This is a genomic window from Streptococcus sp. FSL L8-0526 (assembly GCF_038007145.1).
In the GTDB taxonomy this organism is placed as follows: domain Bacteria; phylum Bacillota; class Bacilli; order Lactobacillales; family Streptococcaceae; genus Streptococcus; species Streptococcus thermophilus.
In genome coordinates, this window is sequence record NZ_JBBOWP010000002.1 from 146,173 (window position 1) to 163,284 (window position 17,112).

The following is a 17,112-nucleotide window of genomic DNA, read 5'->3' on the forward strand; positions in this document are numbered from 1 at the left end:
TAGTGGGTAGCAAAGTTAAGCCCTAGCGAGAACAAATGATGTTCTCGCTTTTTTGCTGTTCAAAGCGATGTAAATGCGTTTTTTAAAGTTGTCAAATTTCCTGTAACCAAAAGCATTTCGTTTAATATCTTTGATGAGCTTGGAGTGGCTGTTCCGCTAAATCAATCTGGAACTAACCCTAGTCAATTGGCACAGTCCGAGCATTTGCAATATTTAGGAGAATTACATGATTAACATTTTTAATCCAGATAAATTAACCAGACAAGCTTTTTTTCAAGACTTGATTAATTTTCTTTATCAAACAGATGATGTGACCTCACGCCAAATCAAAGCAAATTTTCCAGAAGTTCCCAAAATTGACCGTTTGATTGAGGAATACGTGCAAGCAGGTTACATTATTCGTGACAATAAATGCTATACGATTGGTTTTGACTTGCTTGATAGACTAGAAAATGTTAGTTTAGACAGTCAACTTTTTGTAGATGACCAAAGTTCTATCTATGAGGACTTGACGGCTCTGACTTTTGAAACACGTTTGACAAATGAGGCTAATGATTTGGTGCTTGTTGAAAAAAACAAGTATCGCTCGTAGTGAGTTAACATTGTCAAATTATTTCTTCAAATTAGCAGATAATTTACCAATGTCTAAAGTGCAAGAACCTTTGTGTGACTTGCTTGGAGACGTCAATCCACAATTCGCTTTGAAATATATGACAACATTTTTGTTAAAATTTGGTCGTAAGGACGAAGTTGTCCAAAAACGCCCAGATATTTTTGTAGAAACGTTGGAAAAATTGGATTATATCCGAAAAAATGACCAAGGCAAGTACAAATTGAACATGCTTTTTGATAAAGAAAGCTTAATTTTTACCAGTAAAGCTTAAAAAACAGTCCAGCGGACTGTTTTTTTTTTTCACTCGCCTAGAAACAAGAAAGCGAGTTAGGTCCATTGGACAGTTCATGTTATTTTTATCATTAGATAGAGAAAATAAGGAGCTCCGATAATGGCAAGGATAAGTCCTGTTGAAATTCCTGTGCCGACTAAGAAAACACGTCCAATGGTATCAGTGATTAAAAAGATAATCATTCCGATTAACAGACTAGACGGAAGGCTGATGCGGTGGTCGCTTCCTAATAATTGGCGCGTGATGTGACCTGCAAGCAGACCGATAAATGTAATATTGCCCACAAGAACAACACTAAGCGCCGCCAAGGCAGTCGAGAGTATTAGTGTGTAGAGACGTTCTCGTTTTAGATTTAAACCTAAAGCAATAGCTGTTTCTTCGTTAAGGCTCATAATATTGAGCACATAACTTTGACTGTAAGTTAGTAGCCAAGTGACTAATAGCAACGGTGCTAAAATCATCAATGTCTGCCAATTGCTCCCACTTACTTTTCCGCTTAGCCATGAGACGATATAATCCGTCTTACTCGTATCAAGGTTAGCAATGATTGAAATCATGATACCTGAAAGCAAGCTAGAAATCCCAATACCTGTAATGATAAGGCGTGTCGGACTAATCGGCTGATTTTTCTGACGTGAAATAGAATAAATAGTACAAATGGTCAGAATACCACCTAACATGGCTAAAAATGGCATAAGCGCAATCATCATTGAATTGGTAACATCCAAAAGCCCAACCATAATTACAATCACGAGCCCAGCTCCTGCATTTATTCCTAAAATACCTGAATCGGCTAAGGGATTTTTAGTGAGTGTTTGAAGCAACATACTTGACATGGCAAGCGAACCGCCACCGAGCATACAAGCCAAAATGCGTGCCAGTCTGATTTGCGTGACAATGAAAAACATGGTTGCATCTGATTTTCCTAAAAAGACCTTGCAAACCTCTAGAAGTGAGGAATTAGCATATCCTAGAGATAAGGATAGCAGGAAAACAAGACATAACAGAGAAATGAGAACACTGAAATGACAAGCTACTTTCTTTCCAGATGTCATAAATTTTCCCCCTTTCTCACCAACCACAGAAAGCATGGTAAGCCAACGATACTAACAATCGCACTAACTGGCGTTTCTACTGGCGGATTGATTGTACGGCAAATCAAATCGACCCAAAGCATAAAAGTGCTCCCAGCAAATGCTATTAAAGGAAGGATAATCCGATAATCTTTCGCCACAAACATTTTGACAAAATGAGGAATGATAAGCCCGACAAATGCAATGCTGCCAACAAGAGCCACGGCGGCAGCCGATAAGATAACCACAATAGCAAGGAAAGTCGTGGTCATGGCAAAAGTTCGTTGCCCCAGAGCTTTAGCAACTGTTTCATCAAGACTTAGAATGGTTAATTGACGCGCAAAAAGCTGCGATAATAGCAAGCCAAGGATAATAAAAGGCGCAATAATTCCCAACATTTTCCAATTTATTTGTGCTAAGCCACCAGATTGCCAACCGATAACTGCTTTCGACAAATTAAAATACAGCGTTATTGCCTGACCAAGTGATGAAAATAGGGTTGAAATCATAGCACCTGCTAAAATGAGTCGAAGTTGTTGGTATCCTTTTCGAGGATGATAAGCTATTCCAAATACTAAAATAGCAGCTAAAATCGCACCAAACAGACAAATGATTAAAATCAAACTGTAATGCATGCTACCAAAAATGGCATAACCTACAATCAAGGCTAAACCAGCGCCAGCATTAATGCCAAGAAAACCAGGGTCAGCAATAGGATTACGAGTAACGCCTTGAATAATGCTACCAGCTTGTGCCATGGCAGCCCCAACTAAAATAGCAGCAATGGTTCTTGGAAGCCGCAAATCAAAAATCACATCTTGTAAGTTAGAATCAGTTAAAGGGTGTCTAAAAACACTCATTAATTGAGTATTAGAATAAGCTACTGCACCAAAGCGAAGGCTTAAATACCAACCAAGGATAAAAAGAAAACATAGGCTGAAAAAAAGAAGCCATGCTCTTAAACTTTTATTTTTTTGAAAAAGAAGGTACAGTTGTTTCATTGTCTTTCCCTTTCAGAGAAATCAGCGAAAACTACCTATCGTATGGATTGCAGGCAGTTCTTAGCTGGTAAGTGAGTTTAACTATTAGCTTGCTTGATTGCTGATACAAAAGCATCCAGCTGTTTATCAAGCGACATTGGGTCTGAAAAGTAGAAGAGGCTTTCATCAACTTCTAAAACGTGATTATTTTTCACAGCAGAAATATTGTTCCAAACATCGCTTTCTTTTAGGGAAGCTGCCGATTCTTTAGTGTCGTCACTAACATTAAGAACAACGTAGTCTCCGATATAATCTCCAAGAACTTCTTGTGAAATGCTCAACCAGCCAGTAGGGAAAACATCACCTTGGACCTTTTGTGGTGCAGCATAACCAAGCGAATCATAAATCAACTCACCACCACGTCCCCAGTTTTTACCATAAAGGTAGATACCTTTGTCGTAAAAATCCATAACCGTAAAAGTTGTTGTTGAATCAATGTATTGGCTCAGTTCTTCTTTAGCTTCAGCAGTTTTAGTTTTCCAGTTATCAAGCCATTCTTGTGCTTTATTTTCTTTATCAAAAACTTTTCCGAGATTAGTCATCATTTCCAAATAATCACTTTTACTGTATTCAATGACTAAAACAGGAGCAATTGCTTTCAAATTATCAAGATTTTTATCTGTTGAAAAAGCAATGATAAGGTCTGGTTTTTGGGCAGCAATAGCTTCGGTATCATCTGATGTTAATTGGACAGCGTCAGCTAATTTATCACCAAAAGCAGGGCTACTTTTTTCTAAATCAAGTGAATAACTTGAAACATTGACACCGAGTTCTAATAAATAACCTGTGTATGAGTAGGCAAAATTAATGACCTTTTTAGGATTTTTAGGAATATCTCCTTCATAAGAAAATCCAGTAATTTTAGGCATGCTAGATAACTCGGTATCATCTGAAGTCGATGATGTATTATGGCAAGCAACGAGTAAAAATGTTGCTAGAAAAGTCGTTAAAACGGCGAAAAACTTTTTCATGTCTATTCTCCTAATAAAAATCTATGTTAGCTGATAAGTCAGCAAAATAGGACGATTGTGGATGGGGTCTTGAACGATATGGGCTTCGATATTAAAAATATCACGCAAAATGTCTGCTGTCATGATGTCTTGAACCTTACCGTGATATTTAATCGTGCCAGCTTTCATGGCAATCAATTCGTCAGAAAAACGTGCTGATAAGTTCAAATCGTGCAAAACCATAATAATAGTTTTCTGGGTATCTTGGTTAAGTTTTTGGAGTAATTCCAAGATTTCCAGCTGGTGGTTCATATCTAGATAAGTTGTTGGCTCGTCTAAAAAAATAGTATCTGTATCTTGAGCTAAAGCCATAGCAATCCAAACACGTTGATGTTGACCACCTGAAAGCGAATCAACTTTTTCATTGGCAAATTCAACAACTTTGGTTATTTCCATTGCCCAGTTGATTTTTTCCTTGTCTGGGTCGCTCAAACTTCCCAAATAGTTTTGATATGGAAAGCGACTGTACGAGACAAGCTCATAAACTGAAATGCCTTCAGTCGCTTCAAGCATTTGAGGGAGCAGTGCTAACCTTTTGGCAATTTCTTTAGTTGGTAAATGAGCAATTGCTTCTCCGTCAATAAATACTTGACCAGCTTTAAGGGCATAAATGCGTGTTAAAGCTTTTAATAAAGTTGATTTACCACAACCATTGGCACCGATAATTGTCGTGATTTTTTGTTTTGCTATGGTGACAGATAAGTCATTGATAATCACTTTATCATCGTAAGCTACTGAGATATTTTCAGCGTAAATATCTGACATATCGACCTCCTTTCAAAATGATTTTAGGGGAATTTTTCTCCACAAAAACAAGTCCCTAAATCGAGAATTGTTTTCTTATTGTAACAAGAAAAAAGGCCTCCGAAAAGCTTTTTTTTTTTTTGAATATTTTTATGTTATTTAAAGATTCTTATTATTAATTAGAATCATTCAAAATAATACTTAGAATTGTTCTAATTAAGGTAGTTTTTGGGGATGTTCAAATCACCAGCATAAGCTGTGCGTTTACCGTTTACGATTTGATAAGCGTCAGCTCCTTTACCAGCGATAATAACGGCATCTGTCTCATTATTAGTTCGTGCCATAGCTTGTTGGTTACAGAAACTTTGACAACTTTAAAAAATGCAATATTGCTGACGCAAAAGCGCTTAATGACCGCATCGCTCTTAGCCACCCACTTGAGAAATTGCCACAAGAAGCACCTGCTGACCTCATCCTTTCTGCCATGCAAGCAGCCATTGAACGCTTTGATTTGCCAGAGCATTATCACACCCTACTCGAAAATGTCAAAGCACAGATTGAAAGCCCTGAATTGACCATTGGTGGACGTTTAGTGACAGAAATTGAACACCTCTCTTTGGAAACATTTGGGCAAGAAAAAGGGCAAGCCTATCACGACTATGCTTGGCACGCTCATTATGCCCTCAAAGGCTATGAGAATATGGAACTTTCCACTCAATTATTGCTTTTTGATGCCATTCAAAAAGGAGTAAACGTTAATATTCTGGATGAAAATGACCAGTTTCTCAAACTTTGGCATGGTGACCATGTTGAATACGTCAAAAATGCCAATATGACTGTCAAAGATAATTACATTACACCACTTGTCATGGAAAATAAAGTAGTCACGAAGAAATTACTAGCACAAGCAGGCTTCCCAGTCCCAGCTGGACAAGAATTAGCCGACAAAGATATCGCGCTCCGCTATTTTTCACAAGTCAAAGACAAGGATATCGTTGTTAAACCAAAATCGACTAACTACGCGGACTAGGCATCTCAATTTTCAAAGAACCTGCTGACCTTGCTTCATACAAAAGCGCTCTAAACATTGCCTTTGCTGAAGATGACACGATTTTAGTTGAAGAATTTATCTCTGAAACTGAATATTGCTTCTTCGTTCTTGATGGTAAATGCGAAGAGGTGCTTCTGCGAATTGCTGCTAACGTGGTTGGGAATGGTACACACACGATTGCGGAATTGGTTGACCTTAAAAATCAAAATCCACTCCGTGGCTACAATTACCGTTCACCACTTGAAATCATTGAACTAGGCGACATTGAACGCCTCATGTTAGAGCAATAAGGATACACACCAGATGACATTCTCCCTGAAGGTGTCAAGGTTAATTTACGCCGTAACTCTAACATTTCAACTGGCGGTGATTCAATTGACGTTACCGAAACCATGGACAAATCTTATCAACAACTAGCAGTTCAAATGACTAGCGCTATCAGTGCTTGGGTTTGTGGGGTAGATTTGATTATTCCTGACGAAAATCTCAATGCTAGTAAAGAAGAGCCAAACTGCTCGTGTATGTACATTGCTGAATTTCAATCCAGTAATGTACATACACACTTATTGCCACGTATGAAAAGAACAAGCATTGACACCAAAAATCCTAGCAAAACTCTTCCCAGAAATCTAAAAAAATTTTTGTCACACCTGTAAACAAAAAATCTGTCTCAAAGTACAGTCATTACTTGTCATCAAGCACCATTTTGCGATAGAATAGACAAAATAAATACAAAATTAGATAGAAATGGACTGACTAACATTATGCCACGTTATGGTAGATCTCCAAGAGGTGGAAACGGTATTTTCACCACTATTATCGGAGTTATTATTCTTATTGCTTTGCTTGAGAGACTTTTAGAAATCATTTTACCTATTGTTCTTATTGCAGGGATTGGGTATGGTGTTTATTATTTGGCAACCAAGAAGCAGACACGACTTGAAAAAATCAATACCGAACAACGTTTACAAGATTTAAAAGATAGTATTAGACTGGCTGACCGTCAAGTTAAACTTTTGGATAATTACCTTGATAAAAAAGATTACACGAAATATGTTGTCGTTGCACGCCAGCTATTGCCCAAAATCCGCAACATCAAAACTGAAGTCACTGACTTAAAATCTAAAATGGACCTCAAAATCTCTAAACGTATCCTTCAGAAAGCAAAGAGTGTCGAGGATGATATCTTGTTGCAACTGGAAAAATTGGACGTTTCACCAACAACACCACAAGCTTCAGGTGAAGAAAAAGAATTGCTTCAATATGCTCCCGAGTTGACCAAGCTTTACAACAACATTCAAAAAGATCACTTAACTATTCTGGAAAAGATTGAAAATGTGGATAACAAGGAAGAATTAACCGCCCTTCACGAAGCAGACATGGAACGTTTTCGAGATATTTTAGAGGGTTATCTCAAAATCAAAAAATCCCCAAAAGATTATTACAATGCCGAGGAACGTTTGTCACAGGCCAAAACAGCTATGGAAAAAATTGACTTGGCATTAGACGAAACCTTGAGAAAACTGAATGAAAGTGATTTAAAAGACTTTGATATTAGCCTTCGTATGATGGCTGACGATGATACAAACTTATAATGTTGCCTTGCACATAAAGGAGAATTCTAATGGATGATACTTTCAACTTTAATATTGATAAAATTGCTGAAAATGCGATTACAAAAACAGATAAAACAACTGAAATTATTGTTTCAAGGGACACTAGCTCAACAGGACAAGTCTCATTCTACGATAAATTGTCATCTGAACAACAATCAGCGATTACAGCTAAAGCACCTGCTTTGGTCGATAATTTCGTTGCTGACCAAAATGCTCTTCTTGATTTTGGAACATCAGCTGTTGAGGAAGTCAACACGACTGTCAATCGCATTTTGTCAGAGCAAAAGAAACTTGAAATTCCTCAAGTAGATGAATTGCTCAAAAACACCAACCGCGAACTAAATGGCTTTATCGCCAAATACAAAGATGCTAAACCTGCTGAGCTTGAAAAGAAACCAAATTTCTTGCAAAAACTTTTCAAACAAGGTAAAGACACTTTGCAAGAATTCTATTTTGATTCGCAAAATATTGAACAAAAAATGGATGGCATGGCTGCCGCTGTTGTCAAACAAGAAGAAACTTTAGCACGTAACATTGTTTCTGCTGAGATGCTTATTGAGGACAATAACAAATCTATCGAAAATCTTGTCGGTGTCATTGCTTTCATCGAAGCCGCTCAAATCGAAGGTGCCAACCGTGCTAGCCAATTGCAAAACGAAATTGCTACGCTTGATAGCACAACGCCTGAATACCAAACAAAATCAGACGAATTGGCACGCATGACCGAAGTTATCAATACATTGGAACAACAACACACCGAATACCTCAGTCGCCTTTATGTCGCTTGGACAACAACGCCACAAATGCGCAATATGGTTAAAGTGTCATCAGATATGCGTCAAAAACTTGGTATGCTACGTCGCAACACTATTCCGACAATGAAATTGTCAATTGCCCAACTCGGTATTCTACAACAATCGGTCAAATCTGGCGTAACTGCTGATGCTATTGTCAATGCTAATAACGCTGCGCTTCAAATGCTTGCTGAAACAAGCAAAGAAGCCATTCCAATGCTCGAACGCACAGCACAAAGCCCAACTGTTTCAATCCAATCCGTGACCGCACTTGCTAAAAGCCTCGTCGAACAAAATAACGGTATTATTGCTGCAATCGACAACGGTCGAAAACAGCGTGCTCAACTCGAAGCAGCCGTTGTCAAATCTGCTGAGACAATCAACGATTCTGTTAAAATTCGTGATCAAAAAATCGTTGAAGCTCTCCTCAACGAAGGTAAAGAAAGCCAAGAAAGGGTCGAAAAGAAAGACTTCACACCAGAAAACGACTAAGAGAATCGCCTAGTGTAATGCGAGCAACTCGCTATCAAACAACTGCAACATCATAAAAATTACCAACTGCGTTGCTCCTCACTTTCAGGAATAGGGCAGTTTTACTTTTCCAAACAAACTAATAGACTTAAAACCCTGATTTTCTCACAGATGATTACGTTTTTACTAACCACAATACTAGCCCATCAAATTTTCTTTGTGTTATAACGTTCTTATGGATAAACTTATAAAGTCAATTTCAAAATCTGGTTCTTTCCGTGCTTATGTGCTTGATAGCACTGAGACGGTTAGAACTGCACAAGAAAAACATCAAATACTTTCTAGCTCTAATGTTGCCCTTGGTAGAACACTTATTGCCAATTAAATCCTAGCTGCCAATCAGAAAGGAGACAGCAAAGTAACCGTCAAAGTTATTGGTGATAGCTCACTTGGTCACATTATCTCTGTGGCTGATACCAAAGGACATGTCAAAGGCTACATTCAAAATACTGGCGTTGATGTTAAGAAAACCGCTACTGGCGAAGTCATAGTTGGACCATTCATAGGCGCTGGTCAATTCGTTGTCATCACAGACTACGGTACAGGTAACCCTTAGACTTCTTCAACACCACTTGCCTCAGGTGAAATCGGTGAAGATTTGGCTTTTTATTTGACTGAATCTGAACAAACACCTTCTGCCGTTGGGCTTAACGTTCTTCTTGACGGCAATGATAAGGTCGAAGTCGCTGGTGGCTTTATGTTACAAGTCCTTGCTGAAGAAGAAATCGGCTTTAATTGTGATTGTTTACCTGAACGTTTTGAAGCCACTCTTGTCATTCTTGGAAAAGAAGAACTCAAAGCCATGAAAGACGAGGACCACGGTGCTGAAATCACTTGTCAATTCTGTGGTAAAACTTACAACTTCACCGAAAATGACTTGGAGGGATTAATCAATGACTAAACCCAACTCATCATTTATAATTGGTGATGTTGAAATTCCTCACCGTACGGTGCTAGCACCCATGGCAGGAGTGACAAACTCTGCCTTTCGTACGATTGCAAAAGAATTTGGAGCTGGCTTAGTTGTCATGGAGATGATTTCTGAAAAAGGTCTCCTCTACAATAACGAAAAAACTCTTCACATGCTTCACATTGATGAAAATGAGCATCCATTGTCAATCCAATTATTTGGTGGTGACGCAGACGGACTTAAACGCGCAGCTAAATTCATCCAAGAAAATACCAAAGCTGACATCGTTGACATCAATATGGGCTGCCCTGTGAATAAGGTTGTCAAAAATGAAGCAGGCGCAAAATGGCTCAAAGACTCTGATAAAATTTATCACATTATCAATGAAGTCACTTCTGTTCTCGATATTCCATTGACTGTCAAAATGCGTACTGGCTGGTCAGATAGTGAGCTTGCTGTTGAAAATGCACTTGCTGCCGAATCAGCTGGTATGTCTACCCTTGGTATGCATGGACGTACCCGTGAGCAAATGTACATTGGAACATGTGACCACGAGACACTTGCTCGTGTTTCAAAAGCCATTACCAAAATTCCATTTATTGGAAACGGTGGTGTCCGTAACATTCACGATAGCTTCTTAACAGGTTTTGCCCACTACAGAAATCATAGAGCCAAATAAGTTAAGAAAGCCAAAAGGCTTTTTTTATTTTGTAGTAAAAGTGAAAAGATTTGCCCTGTTAAAAATGTATGAACTTTCTTATCAAATTGCTTCATTTTGATAGGTTAGCGTTTTATAATGAAATATTTTGATTTTTTTTGACGCTTTTTTATTGACAGCTATTAAAAATTTAGTATAATAGATTTTGTAAACGATTACATAAGGAGAGATTATGCTAAAGTCTGAACGTAAGCAGATTATCTTGTCTCAGTTGAAACAAGATGGTTTTGTCACCTTGGAAAACCTGACAGTTTTATTAAGTGATACGTCTGAGTCGACAATTCGTCGTGACTTAGATGAGTTAGCGGCAGATGGCAAACTTAAACGTGTTCATGGTGGTGCTGAAAGTATTCATGGTCTAAAGGAAGAAATTGCCAATAGCCAAAAAGCTATCAGAAATGTTCAAGAAAAGGCTCAATTAGCTGGCTATGCTGCCGATTTGATTAAGGAAGATGATGTCGTTTTTCTTGAGGCTAGTACAACGAATGAACTTTTGATTCCACATTTGAGCAATCGTCAGGTGACGGTTGTGACTAATTCTATCCATCATGCTGTTAAGCTGGTAGATCTCGGTATTAGTACTAGGATTATTGGTGGTAAGGTTAAACATTCAACAGATGCCTCTATTGGAAGTACAGCTCTGGAACAAATCAGACAACTGAATTTTGATTGTGCTTTCATTGGTGCTAATGGAGTTGATGCCAATTATTTCACAACGCCAGATATGGAAGAGGCGGTTATTAAACGAACAGTAATAGCTAATGCACAAAAAGCCTATGTTCTAGCTGATGCCTCTAAACTTGGTCAGATTACCTATGCTAAGGTAGCCGAGGTTGAGAAAGTAACCATAATCACAAATGCTTCGGAAGAGGGGCTCCTTAAAGAATTAAAAGAGAAAACGAGGGTTATTGAAGTATGATTTATACTGTAACACTAAACCCATCAATCGACTTCATTGTTCGTATCGACAAGTTAGAGATTGGTGAAGTTAACCGTATGGAGAGTGATGATAAATTCGCTGGCGGTAAGGGGATTAATGTCAGCCGTATTCTACAACGTTTAGGAATTGACAATACTGCTACGGGCTTCATCGGAGGTTTTACAGGACGTTTTGTTACAGACAGTTTGGATGCTGAAGGTATTAAAACTAAGTTTGTAGCTGTCGACCAAGATACACGTATCAATGTTAAAATCAAGGCTGACCAAGAAACTGAAATTAACGGTACTGGACCTGTCATCAACGATTATCAGTTAGCTGAGCTTGAAGCCATCCTTTCAAGTGTAAGTGCTGACGATGTGGTTGTTTTTGCTGGATCTGCACCAAGAAATCTTGGAAACAGGGTCTATAACAAATTGATTCCACTGGTTCGTGAAACCGGGGCACAAGTGGTTTGTGACTTTGAAGGACAAACCTTGCTTCATTCATTGGTTTACCAACCGCTCTTGGTTAAGCCAAATAACCATGAACTTGAAGCCATTTTCAATGTTAAACTGAATGGTTTGGCTGATGTTGAAAAATATGCGCGTGAAATTCTTGCTAAGGGGGCGCAAAACGTTATAATTTCAATGGCAGGCGATGGAGCTCTGCTTGTCACACCAGAGGCTGCATACTTTGCCAAACCAATCAAGGGAACAGTGAAGAACTCTGTTGGTGCAGGTGACTCAATGGTTGCTGGTTTCACTGGTGAATTTGTCAAATCAGGGGACCCAATTGAGGCTCTCAAGTGGGGGGTAGCGTGTGGAACATCTACAGCTTTCTCAGATGATTTGGCGACAATTGAATTTATTAAAGAAACATACAATAAAGTAGAGGTAGAAAAACTATGAAAATTCAGGACTTACTGAACAAAAAAGTCATGTTGCTTGACCTTCAAGCAACTACAAAGGAAGCTGCTATTGATGAAATGATTAACAGCTTGGTTGATAATGGTGTCGTGACTGACTTTGATGCTTTTAAAGCAGGCATTATGGCTCGTGAAGCACAAACATCAACTGGTTTGGGTGATGGAATTGCTATACCACACAGTAAAAATGCTGCAGTAAAAGAAGCAACTGTACTTTTTGCTAAATCCAATAAAGGTGTGGATTACGAATCACTTGATGGTCAACCTGTCGACCTCTTCTTTATGATTGCAGCTCCAGAGGGGGCAAATGACATTCACTTGGCAGCCCTTGCTGAATTATCAAAATACCTCATGCAAGATGGTTTTGCAGACCGCTTGCGTCAGGTGACATCTGCGGATGAAGTAATTGAAGCGTTTAATATTGGCGAAGAAGAAGCACAAGCTGAGGAAGCTAAGAAAGCACAAGCCGTTAAAGAAGCAGCTTCAAGCGACAAACCACTTATTGTAGCAGTAACAGCTTGTACGACGGGTATTGCTCACACTTACATGGCTGAAGAATCATTGATTAAAACAGGTGAAAAAATGGGTGTCAATGTTCGTGTTGAAACTAACGGTGCCTCAGGTGTTGGAACACCATTGACCGCCGAAGAAATCAACAAGGCTGTTGGTGTTATCATTGCAGCGGACAAGGCAGTTGAAACAGCACGCTTTAATGGTAAGAAATTGATTTCTAAACCAGTTGCTGCAGCTATTCGTCAACCTCAAAAATTAATCCAAAACATCTTGGATGGTAAAGCTGAAGTTTTCCACGCTGACAATGCCGGAGCTGCTCAAGAATCAACAGAGAAATTGAGCCTTGGTGGTGCCTTCTATAAACACTTAATGAGTGGGGTATCACAAATGCTTCCATTCGTTATCGGTGGTGGTATCATGATTGCGCTTGCCTTCTTGCTTGACCAAATCATGGGTGTTCCTAAAGATCAATTGTCACAACTTGGTTCTTACCACGAAATTGCTGCTCAATTCAAAGCAATTGGTGGCGCTGCCTTTGGCTTTATGCTTCCAGTGCTTGCAGGTTACATTGCTTACTCTATCGCTGAAAAACCAGGTTTGGTTTCAGGTTTCGTAGCTGGTGCTATCGCTTCAAGTGGTGCAGCCTTTGGTGGAGTTCCGTTTGCTGCAGGTGGTAAAGCAACCCTTGCACTTGCTGGTGTATCTTCAGGTTTCCTTGGAGCTCTTGTTGGTGGTTTCCTTGCAGGTGGTGTTATCCTTGTTCTTCGCAAACTCTTGGCAGGTATTCCACGTGCTCTGGAAGGAATCCGATCTATCTTGCTCTTACCACTTCTTGGTGTATTTGCTACAGGTTTCTTGATGTTAGCAGTCAATATCCCAATGGCAGCAATCAACACTGGTCTTAACAACTTCTTGTCAGGATTATCAGGAAGCTCAGCAGTTCTCCTTGGTCTCCTTGTTGGAGGTATGATGGCAGTTGATATGGGTGGACCAGTCAACAAAGCAGCTTACGTCTTTGGTACAGGTACTCTTGCTGCATCAGTCACTTCAGGTGGTTCCGTTGTTATGGCTGCAGTTATGGCCGCTGGTATGGTTCCTCCATTGGCAGTCTTTGTAGCAACACTCTTGTTTAAGGATAAATTTACTGAAGAAGAACGCAACTCTGGTTTGACAAACATCGTTATGGGGCTCTCATTCATCACTGAAGGTGCAATCCCATTTGGTGCAGCTGACCCAGCACGCGCTATTCCAAGCTTTATCGTTGGTTCAGCTCTTACAGGTGCTCTTGTAGGTATGGCAGGGATTAAATTGATGGCACCACACGGAGGGATCTTCGTTATTGCCCTTACTTCAAATCCCCTCCTTTACCTTCTCTTCATCTTGATTGGTGCTGTGGTATCAGGTATCCTCTTTGGATTCCTCCGCAAACCACTTGATAAATAAGATATGACCAAACAATCTCGTTGTGACGGGATTGTTTTTTTGTGTCGTAGCAGATTTTTGTCAGGGTACCTATTTTATGATACAGTATAGGCTGAAATGGTTTATTTAGTAGCTAATGCTCTGTATAAAGAAATATAAGAGGTAAATTATGGCAAAAGAATACGATTATATTGTTATTGGTGGGGGCTCTGGTGGAATTGCTAGTGCCAATCGTGCTGCTATGCACGGAGCTAAGGTTATTCTCTTTGAAGGGAAAGAGGTCGGTGGTACTTGTGTCAATGTAGGTTGTGTGCCTAAAAAGGTCATGTGGTATGGTGCTCAGGTTGCTGAGACTCTTCACCGTTATGCGGGCGAGTATGGCTTTGATGTGACGATTAATAACTTTGATTTTGCGACGCTTAAGGCCAATCGTCAGGCTTATATCGATCGTATCCATGGTTCTTTTGAGCGCGGTTTTGATAGCAATGGTGTTGAACGTGTCTATGAGTATGCAAGATTTGTTGACCCTCATACGGTTGAAGTAGCGGGCGAGCTTTATACAGCACCACATATTCTAATTGCAACAGGTGGTCATCCCCTTTATCCAAATATTCCAGGCAGTGAATATGGAATTACCTCAGATGGTTTCTTTGAGCTAGATGAGGTGCCAAAACGTACAGCTGTTATTGGTGCTGGCTATATCGCAGTCGAAGTTGCCGGCGTTCTCAATGCTCTTGGCAGTGATACTCACCTATTTGTTCGTAAGGATCGCCCATTGCGCACCTTTGATAAAGACATTATCGATGTTTTAGTTGATGAGATGGCTAAGTCTGGCCCTACACTTCATATGCATGCTAATGCAACAGAGGTAGTGAAAAATGCAGACGATTCTCTGACTATTAGCTTTGACAATGAAGAAACTATTACAGTTGATTGCCTTATCTGGGCTGTCGGACGTGCAGCGAATACTTCTGGCTTTGGTCTTGAAAAGACAGGCGTTAAGTTGACTGAACGAGGTAACATTTATTCAGATGAGTTTGAAAATACATCTGTTCCTGGTATCTATGCTCTTGGAGATGTTACTGGTAAACTTAATTTGACTCCAGTTGCAGTGAAGGCTGGTCGACAATTGTCAGAGCGACTTTTCAATAATAAAGTTGATGCTAAGCTTGATTACACAAATGTAGCTACTGTGGTCTTTAGTCATCCGGTCATTGGTGCTATTGGGTTGACTGAGGAAAAGGCAATTGCTAAATATGGTACAGAGAATATCAAGGTCTATAAATCTAGTTTCACTCCAATGTATACGGCTCTTGGAGATAATCGTCAGCTGTCAACCATGAAATTAGTAACGCTAGGTGAGGATGAAAAAATCATCGGTCTTCACGGTATTGGGTATGGTGTCGATGAGATGATTCAAGGATTCTCTGTGGCTATTAAGATGGGAGCAACTAAGGCTGATTTTGATAATACGGTTGCCATTCATCCAACCGGTTCAGAAGAGTTTGTAACAATGAGATAAATAGGTGAAGTCTGTCTACTTGAATGGATAGACTTTTTTGTGGCTAAAATGGATAGACTTTTTTGTGGCTAAATGGTAACCTATATCTTTTGTGTCACTTTGGCTTGTCTTAACTAAAAAAAGGCCTTTAGGCCTTTTTTTAGTTGATTAGGTAGTCCCTGACTTCTGAAATAAAGTAAAGGGATCCAGTGACGACAAATAAATTATCAGAATTTGCAGACTCAGATTGGGTTAACCAGTCTCTGTAGTCAGTTGAGCGTTCTAAGTGTTGAGGGTAATCATCCAAGGGCAGTGCCTCAAAGAAATTGAAGGAGGTTACTGTTATATGATAGTCTTTAAGCTCATCAAGTAAGTCAGTCAAAGGTTTTCGTCTAAGTCCTGCAAAGAGGATGTGAATTCGACGGTTGGCAAAGTTATCTTTTAATACCTGTTTTAGGCTGGCAATTCCTTGAGGATTATGGGCACCATCTAGGTAAATGTTATTTCCAATCCACTCACTACGACCAGGCCAGTGTGTGTCACAAATACCATCTTGAATGCTTTGATTGGTAATCTTAGGAAATCTTTGAGTCAAGAGATGGGCAGCAGTGACAGCTAGGCCAGTATTATTTTCCTGATGTTTTCCTAGCATGGGGAGATTAAGATTTGGGCTCTCCCAATCGCTATAAATAACTCGAAGAGTTTGATTGCCTGTGAAAAGAAGCTGGATTTCTCGATCAATGTTTGCTATAGGAGCCTGAAGTTCCTGCGATTTTTGTTTGAAGAGATGTGAAACTTCTTCAGAAACGCGACCGAGTAATATAGGAGTGTTTTCTCGCATGACGCCCGCTTTATGTCTAGCAATATCTATTAGGCTATCGCCCAAAGTTTCAGTGTGATCAAAGCTAATTGAAGTGCAGATGACAAGCTCCGGCGAAAGCACATTGGTTGAATCAAGCTGTCCCCCAATCCCTGCTTCAATGATAGCAATATCAACCTGTTTAAGGTCGAAGTAGAGGAACATGAGTAAGGTGACCAATTCGAATTCCGTTGGTCGACCCAAATCAGTGTTATTTTCTAAATCATTGAGAAGAACTCGAGCTTTCTCAACAATGTTAATCAGATCCTTGTCCGGAATCTCTGTGCCGTTGATACTAATACGTTCGTTAAAGCGAGTAATATAAGGGGAGGTAAAGGTCCCGACCTGATAGCCTGATTTTGTTAGGATATTTTGTAGGTAGCTAGTCGTTGAGCCTTTACCATTGGTTCCGACAATATGGACTGTTGGATAGTGTATTTGGGGATTTCCAGCTTGTTTCAGGAGCCAGCGCATACGTTTAAGCTGGGGGCGACGTCCATTGCCTTTGAAGGAGTGGATGAAATTTAGAGTTTCTGTATAGTTCATAGGATTATAGAAAAAAGTCAGGGGTTTCCTAACCT

Annotated in this window: 11 protein-coding genes and 7 pseudogenes; 11 read left to right on the forward strand and 7 right to left on the reverse strand. The window is 39.6% G+C overall.

The annotated features are described in order from the left end of the window. Positions 1-15: 15 nt before the first annotated feature. Positions 16-144: pseudogene (locus NSQ85_RS10740) on the reverse strand (ISL3 family transposase); the annotation flags it as partial. Here NSQ85_RS10740 and NSQ85_RS10745 point away from each other — a divergent pair. After that, a pseudogene (locus NSQ85_RS10745) lies at positions 130-234 on the forward strand (YiiX/YebB-like N1pC/P60 family cysteine hydrolase); the annotation flags it as partial. The pseudogenes NSQ85_RS10740 and NSQ85_RS10745 sit on opposite strands and share 15 nt — an antisense overlap. Then, positions 227-884 (forward strand): annotated as a pseudogene (locus NSQ85_RS07995) (DUF1803 domain-containing protein). The pseudogenes NSQ85_RS10745 and NSQ85_RS07995, both read left to right, overlap by 8 nt. A 74-nt stretch (positions 885-958) precedes the next feature. Here NSQ85_RS07995 and NSQ85_RS08000 read toward each other — a convergent pair. The 5 genes and pseudogenes from NSQ85_RS08000 to NSQ85_RS08020 all read right to left on the reverse strand — a co-directional run. Next, positions 959-1,960, reverse strand: coding sequence for a FecCD family ABC transporter permease (locus tag NSQ85_RS08000; RefSeq protein ID WP_179972663.1), 1,002 nt, complete (start codon positions 1,958-1,960; stop codon positions 959-961). After that, complete coding sequence (locus tag NSQ85_RS08005; protein ID WP_179972664.1) at positions 1,957-2,979, reverse strand: FecCD family ABC transporter permease; 1,023 nt, start codon at positions 2,977-2,979, stop codon at positions 1,957-1,959. The genes NSQ85_RS08000 and NSQ85_RS08005 overlap by 4 nt, the downstream gene beginning before the upstream one ends. A 77-nt stretch (positions 2,980-3,056) precedes the next feature. Next, positions 3,057-3,989: an ABC transporter substrate-binding protein gene (locus NSQ85_RS08010; RefSeq protein ID WP_179974268.1), complete on the reverse strand. Its 933-nt coding sequence runs from the start codon at positions 3,987-3,989 to the stop codon at positions 3,057-3,059. 21 nt (positions 3,990-4,010) lie between these two features. Beyond that, positions 4,011-4,793: an ABC transporter ATP-binding protein gene (locus tag NSQ85_RS08015; protein ID WP_179974269.1), complete on the reverse strand. Its 783-nt coding sequence runs from the start codon at positions 4,791-4,793 to the stop codon at positions 4,011-4,013. A 191-nt stretch (positions 4,794-4,984) separates the two neighbouring features. After that, positions 4,985-5,122, reverse strand: a pseudogene (locus tag NSQ85_RS08020) (UDP-N-acetylmuramoyl-L-alanyl-D-glutamate--lysine ligase); the annotation flags it as partial. A gap of 35 nt (positions 5,123-5,157) precedes the next feature. Between NSQ85_RS08020 and gshAB the strand changes: the two are divergent. From gshAB to gorA, 9 genes and pseudogenes are all read left to right on the forward strand, one after another. Beyond that, positions 5,158-6,402, forward strand: a pseudogene (gene gshAB, locus NSQ85_RS08025) (bifunctional glutamate--cysteine ligase GshA/glutathione synthetase GshB); the annotation flags it as partial. A gap of 185 nt (positions 6,403-6,587) precedes the next feature. Beyond that, positions 6,588-7,418: a hypothetical protein gene (locus NSQ85_RS08030; RefSeq protein ID WP_179974270.1), complete on the forward strand. Its 831-nt coding sequence runs from the start codon at positions 6,588-6,590 to the stop codon at positions 7,416-7,418. Between the two features lie 29 nt (positions 7,419-7,447). Beyond that, positions 7,448-8,725 carry a toxic anion resistance protein gene (locus NSQ85_RS08035; RefSeq protein ID WP_340781639.1) on the forward strand — a complete coding sequence of 426 codons (1,278 nt, stop codon included), beginning with the start codon at positions 7,448-7,450 and terminating at the stop codon, positions 8,723-8,725. A gap of 214 nt (positions 8,726-8,939) precedes the next feature. Then, positions 8,940-9,665 (forward strand): annotated as a pseudogene (gene hslO, locus NSQ85_RS08040) (Hsp33 family molecular chaperone HslO). Further along, positions 9,658-10,308 (forward strand): annotated as a pseudogene (locus NSQ85_RS08045) (tRNA dihydrouridine synthase); the annotation flags it as partial. The pseudogenes hslO and NSQ85_RS08045, both read left to right, overlap by 8 nt. A 256-nt stretch (positions 10,309-10,564) precedes the next feature. Further along, positions 10,565-11,311, forward strand: a complete 747-nt coding sequence (locus tag NSQ85_RS08050; protein WP_179974272.1) for a DeoR/GlpR family DNA-binding transcription regulator — start codon at positions 10,565-10,567, stop codon at positions 11,309-11,311. Then, complete coding sequence (gene pfkB, locus NSQ85_RS08055; protein WP_179972669.1) at positions 11,308-12,219, forward strand: 1-phosphofructokinase; 912 nt, start codon at positions 11,308-11,310, stop codon at positions 12,217-12,219. Before NSQ85_RS08050 ends, pfkB begins: the two co-directional genes overlap by 4 nt. After that, positions 12,216-14,192 carry a PTS fructose transporter subunit IIABC gene (locus NSQ85_RS08060; RefSeq protein ID WP_179974273.1) on the forward strand — a complete coding sequence of 659 codons (1,977 nt, stop codon included), beginning with the start codon at positions 12,216-12,218 and terminating at the stop codon, positions 14,190-14,192. The genes pfkB and NSQ85_RS08060 overlap by 4 nt, the downstream gene beginning before the upstream one ends. A 148-nt stretch (positions 14,193-14,340) precedes the next feature. Next, complete coding sequence (gorA, locus tag NSQ85_RS08065; protein WP_179974274.1) at positions 14,341-15,693, forward strand: glutathione-disulfide reductase; 1,353 nt, start codon at positions 14,341-14,343, stop codon at positions 15,691-15,693. 139 nt (positions 15,694-15,832) lie between these two features. Here gorA and NSQ85_RS08070 read toward each other — a convergent pair whose 3' ends face one another. Beyond that, complete coding sequence (locus tag NSQ85_RS08070; RefSeq protein ID WP_179973209.1) at positions 15,833-17,077, reverse strand: bifunctional folylpolyglutamate synthase/dihydrofolate synthase; 1,245 nt, start codon at positions 17,075-17,077, stop codon at positions 15,833-15,835. Between the last annotated feature and the right edge of the window lie 35 nt (positions 17,078-17,112).

Excerpts from the sequence above, each read along its gene's own strand:
- NSQ85_RS08010 (WP_179974268.1), bottom strand. The coding sequence starts at position 3,989 with ATGAAAAAGTTTTTCGCCGTTTTAACGACTTTTCTAGCAACATTTTTA.
- NSQ85_RS08050 (WP_179974272.1), top strand. The coding sequence starts at position 10,565 with ATGCTAAAGTCTGAACGTAAGCAGATTATCTTGTCTCAGTTGAAACAA.
- NSQ85_RS08070 (WP_179973209.1), bottom strand. The coding sequence starts at position 17,077 with ATGAACTATACAGAAACTCTAAATTTCATCCACTCCTTCAAAGGCAAT.
- NSQ85_RS08035 (WP_340781639.1), top strand. The coding sequence starts at position 7,448 with ATGGATGATACTTTCAACTTTAATATTGATAAAATTGCTGAAAATGCG.
- NSQ85_RS08005 (WP_179972664.1), bottom strand. The coding sequence starts at position 2,979 with ATGAAACAACTGTACCTTCTTTTTCAAAAAAATAAAAGTTTAAGAGCA.
- NSQ85_RS08030 (WP_179974270.1), top strand. The coding sequence starts at position 6,588 with ATGCCACGTTATGGTAGATCTCCAAGAGGTGGAAACGGTATTTTCACC.
- NSQ85_RS08000 (WP_179972663.1), bottom strand. The coding sequence starts at position 1,960 with ATGACATCTGGAAAGAAAGTAGCTTGTCATTTCAGTGTTCTCATTTCT.
- gorA (WP_179974274.1), top strand. The coding sequence starts at position 14,341 with ATGGCAAAAGAATACGATTATATTGTTATTGGTGGGGGCTCTGGTGGA.
- pfkB (WP_179972669.1), top strand. The coding sequence starts at position 11,308 with ATGATTTATACTGTAACACTAAACCCATCAATCGACTTCATTGTTCGT.
- NSQ85_RS08060 (WP_179974273.1), top strand. The coding sequence starts at position 12,216 with ATGAAAATTCAGGACTTACTGAACAAAAAAGTCATGTTGCTTGACCTT.
- NSQ85_RS08015 (WP_179974269.1), bottom strand. The coding sequence starts at position 4,793 with ATGTCAGATATTTACGCTGAAAATATCTCAGTAGCTTACGATGATAAA.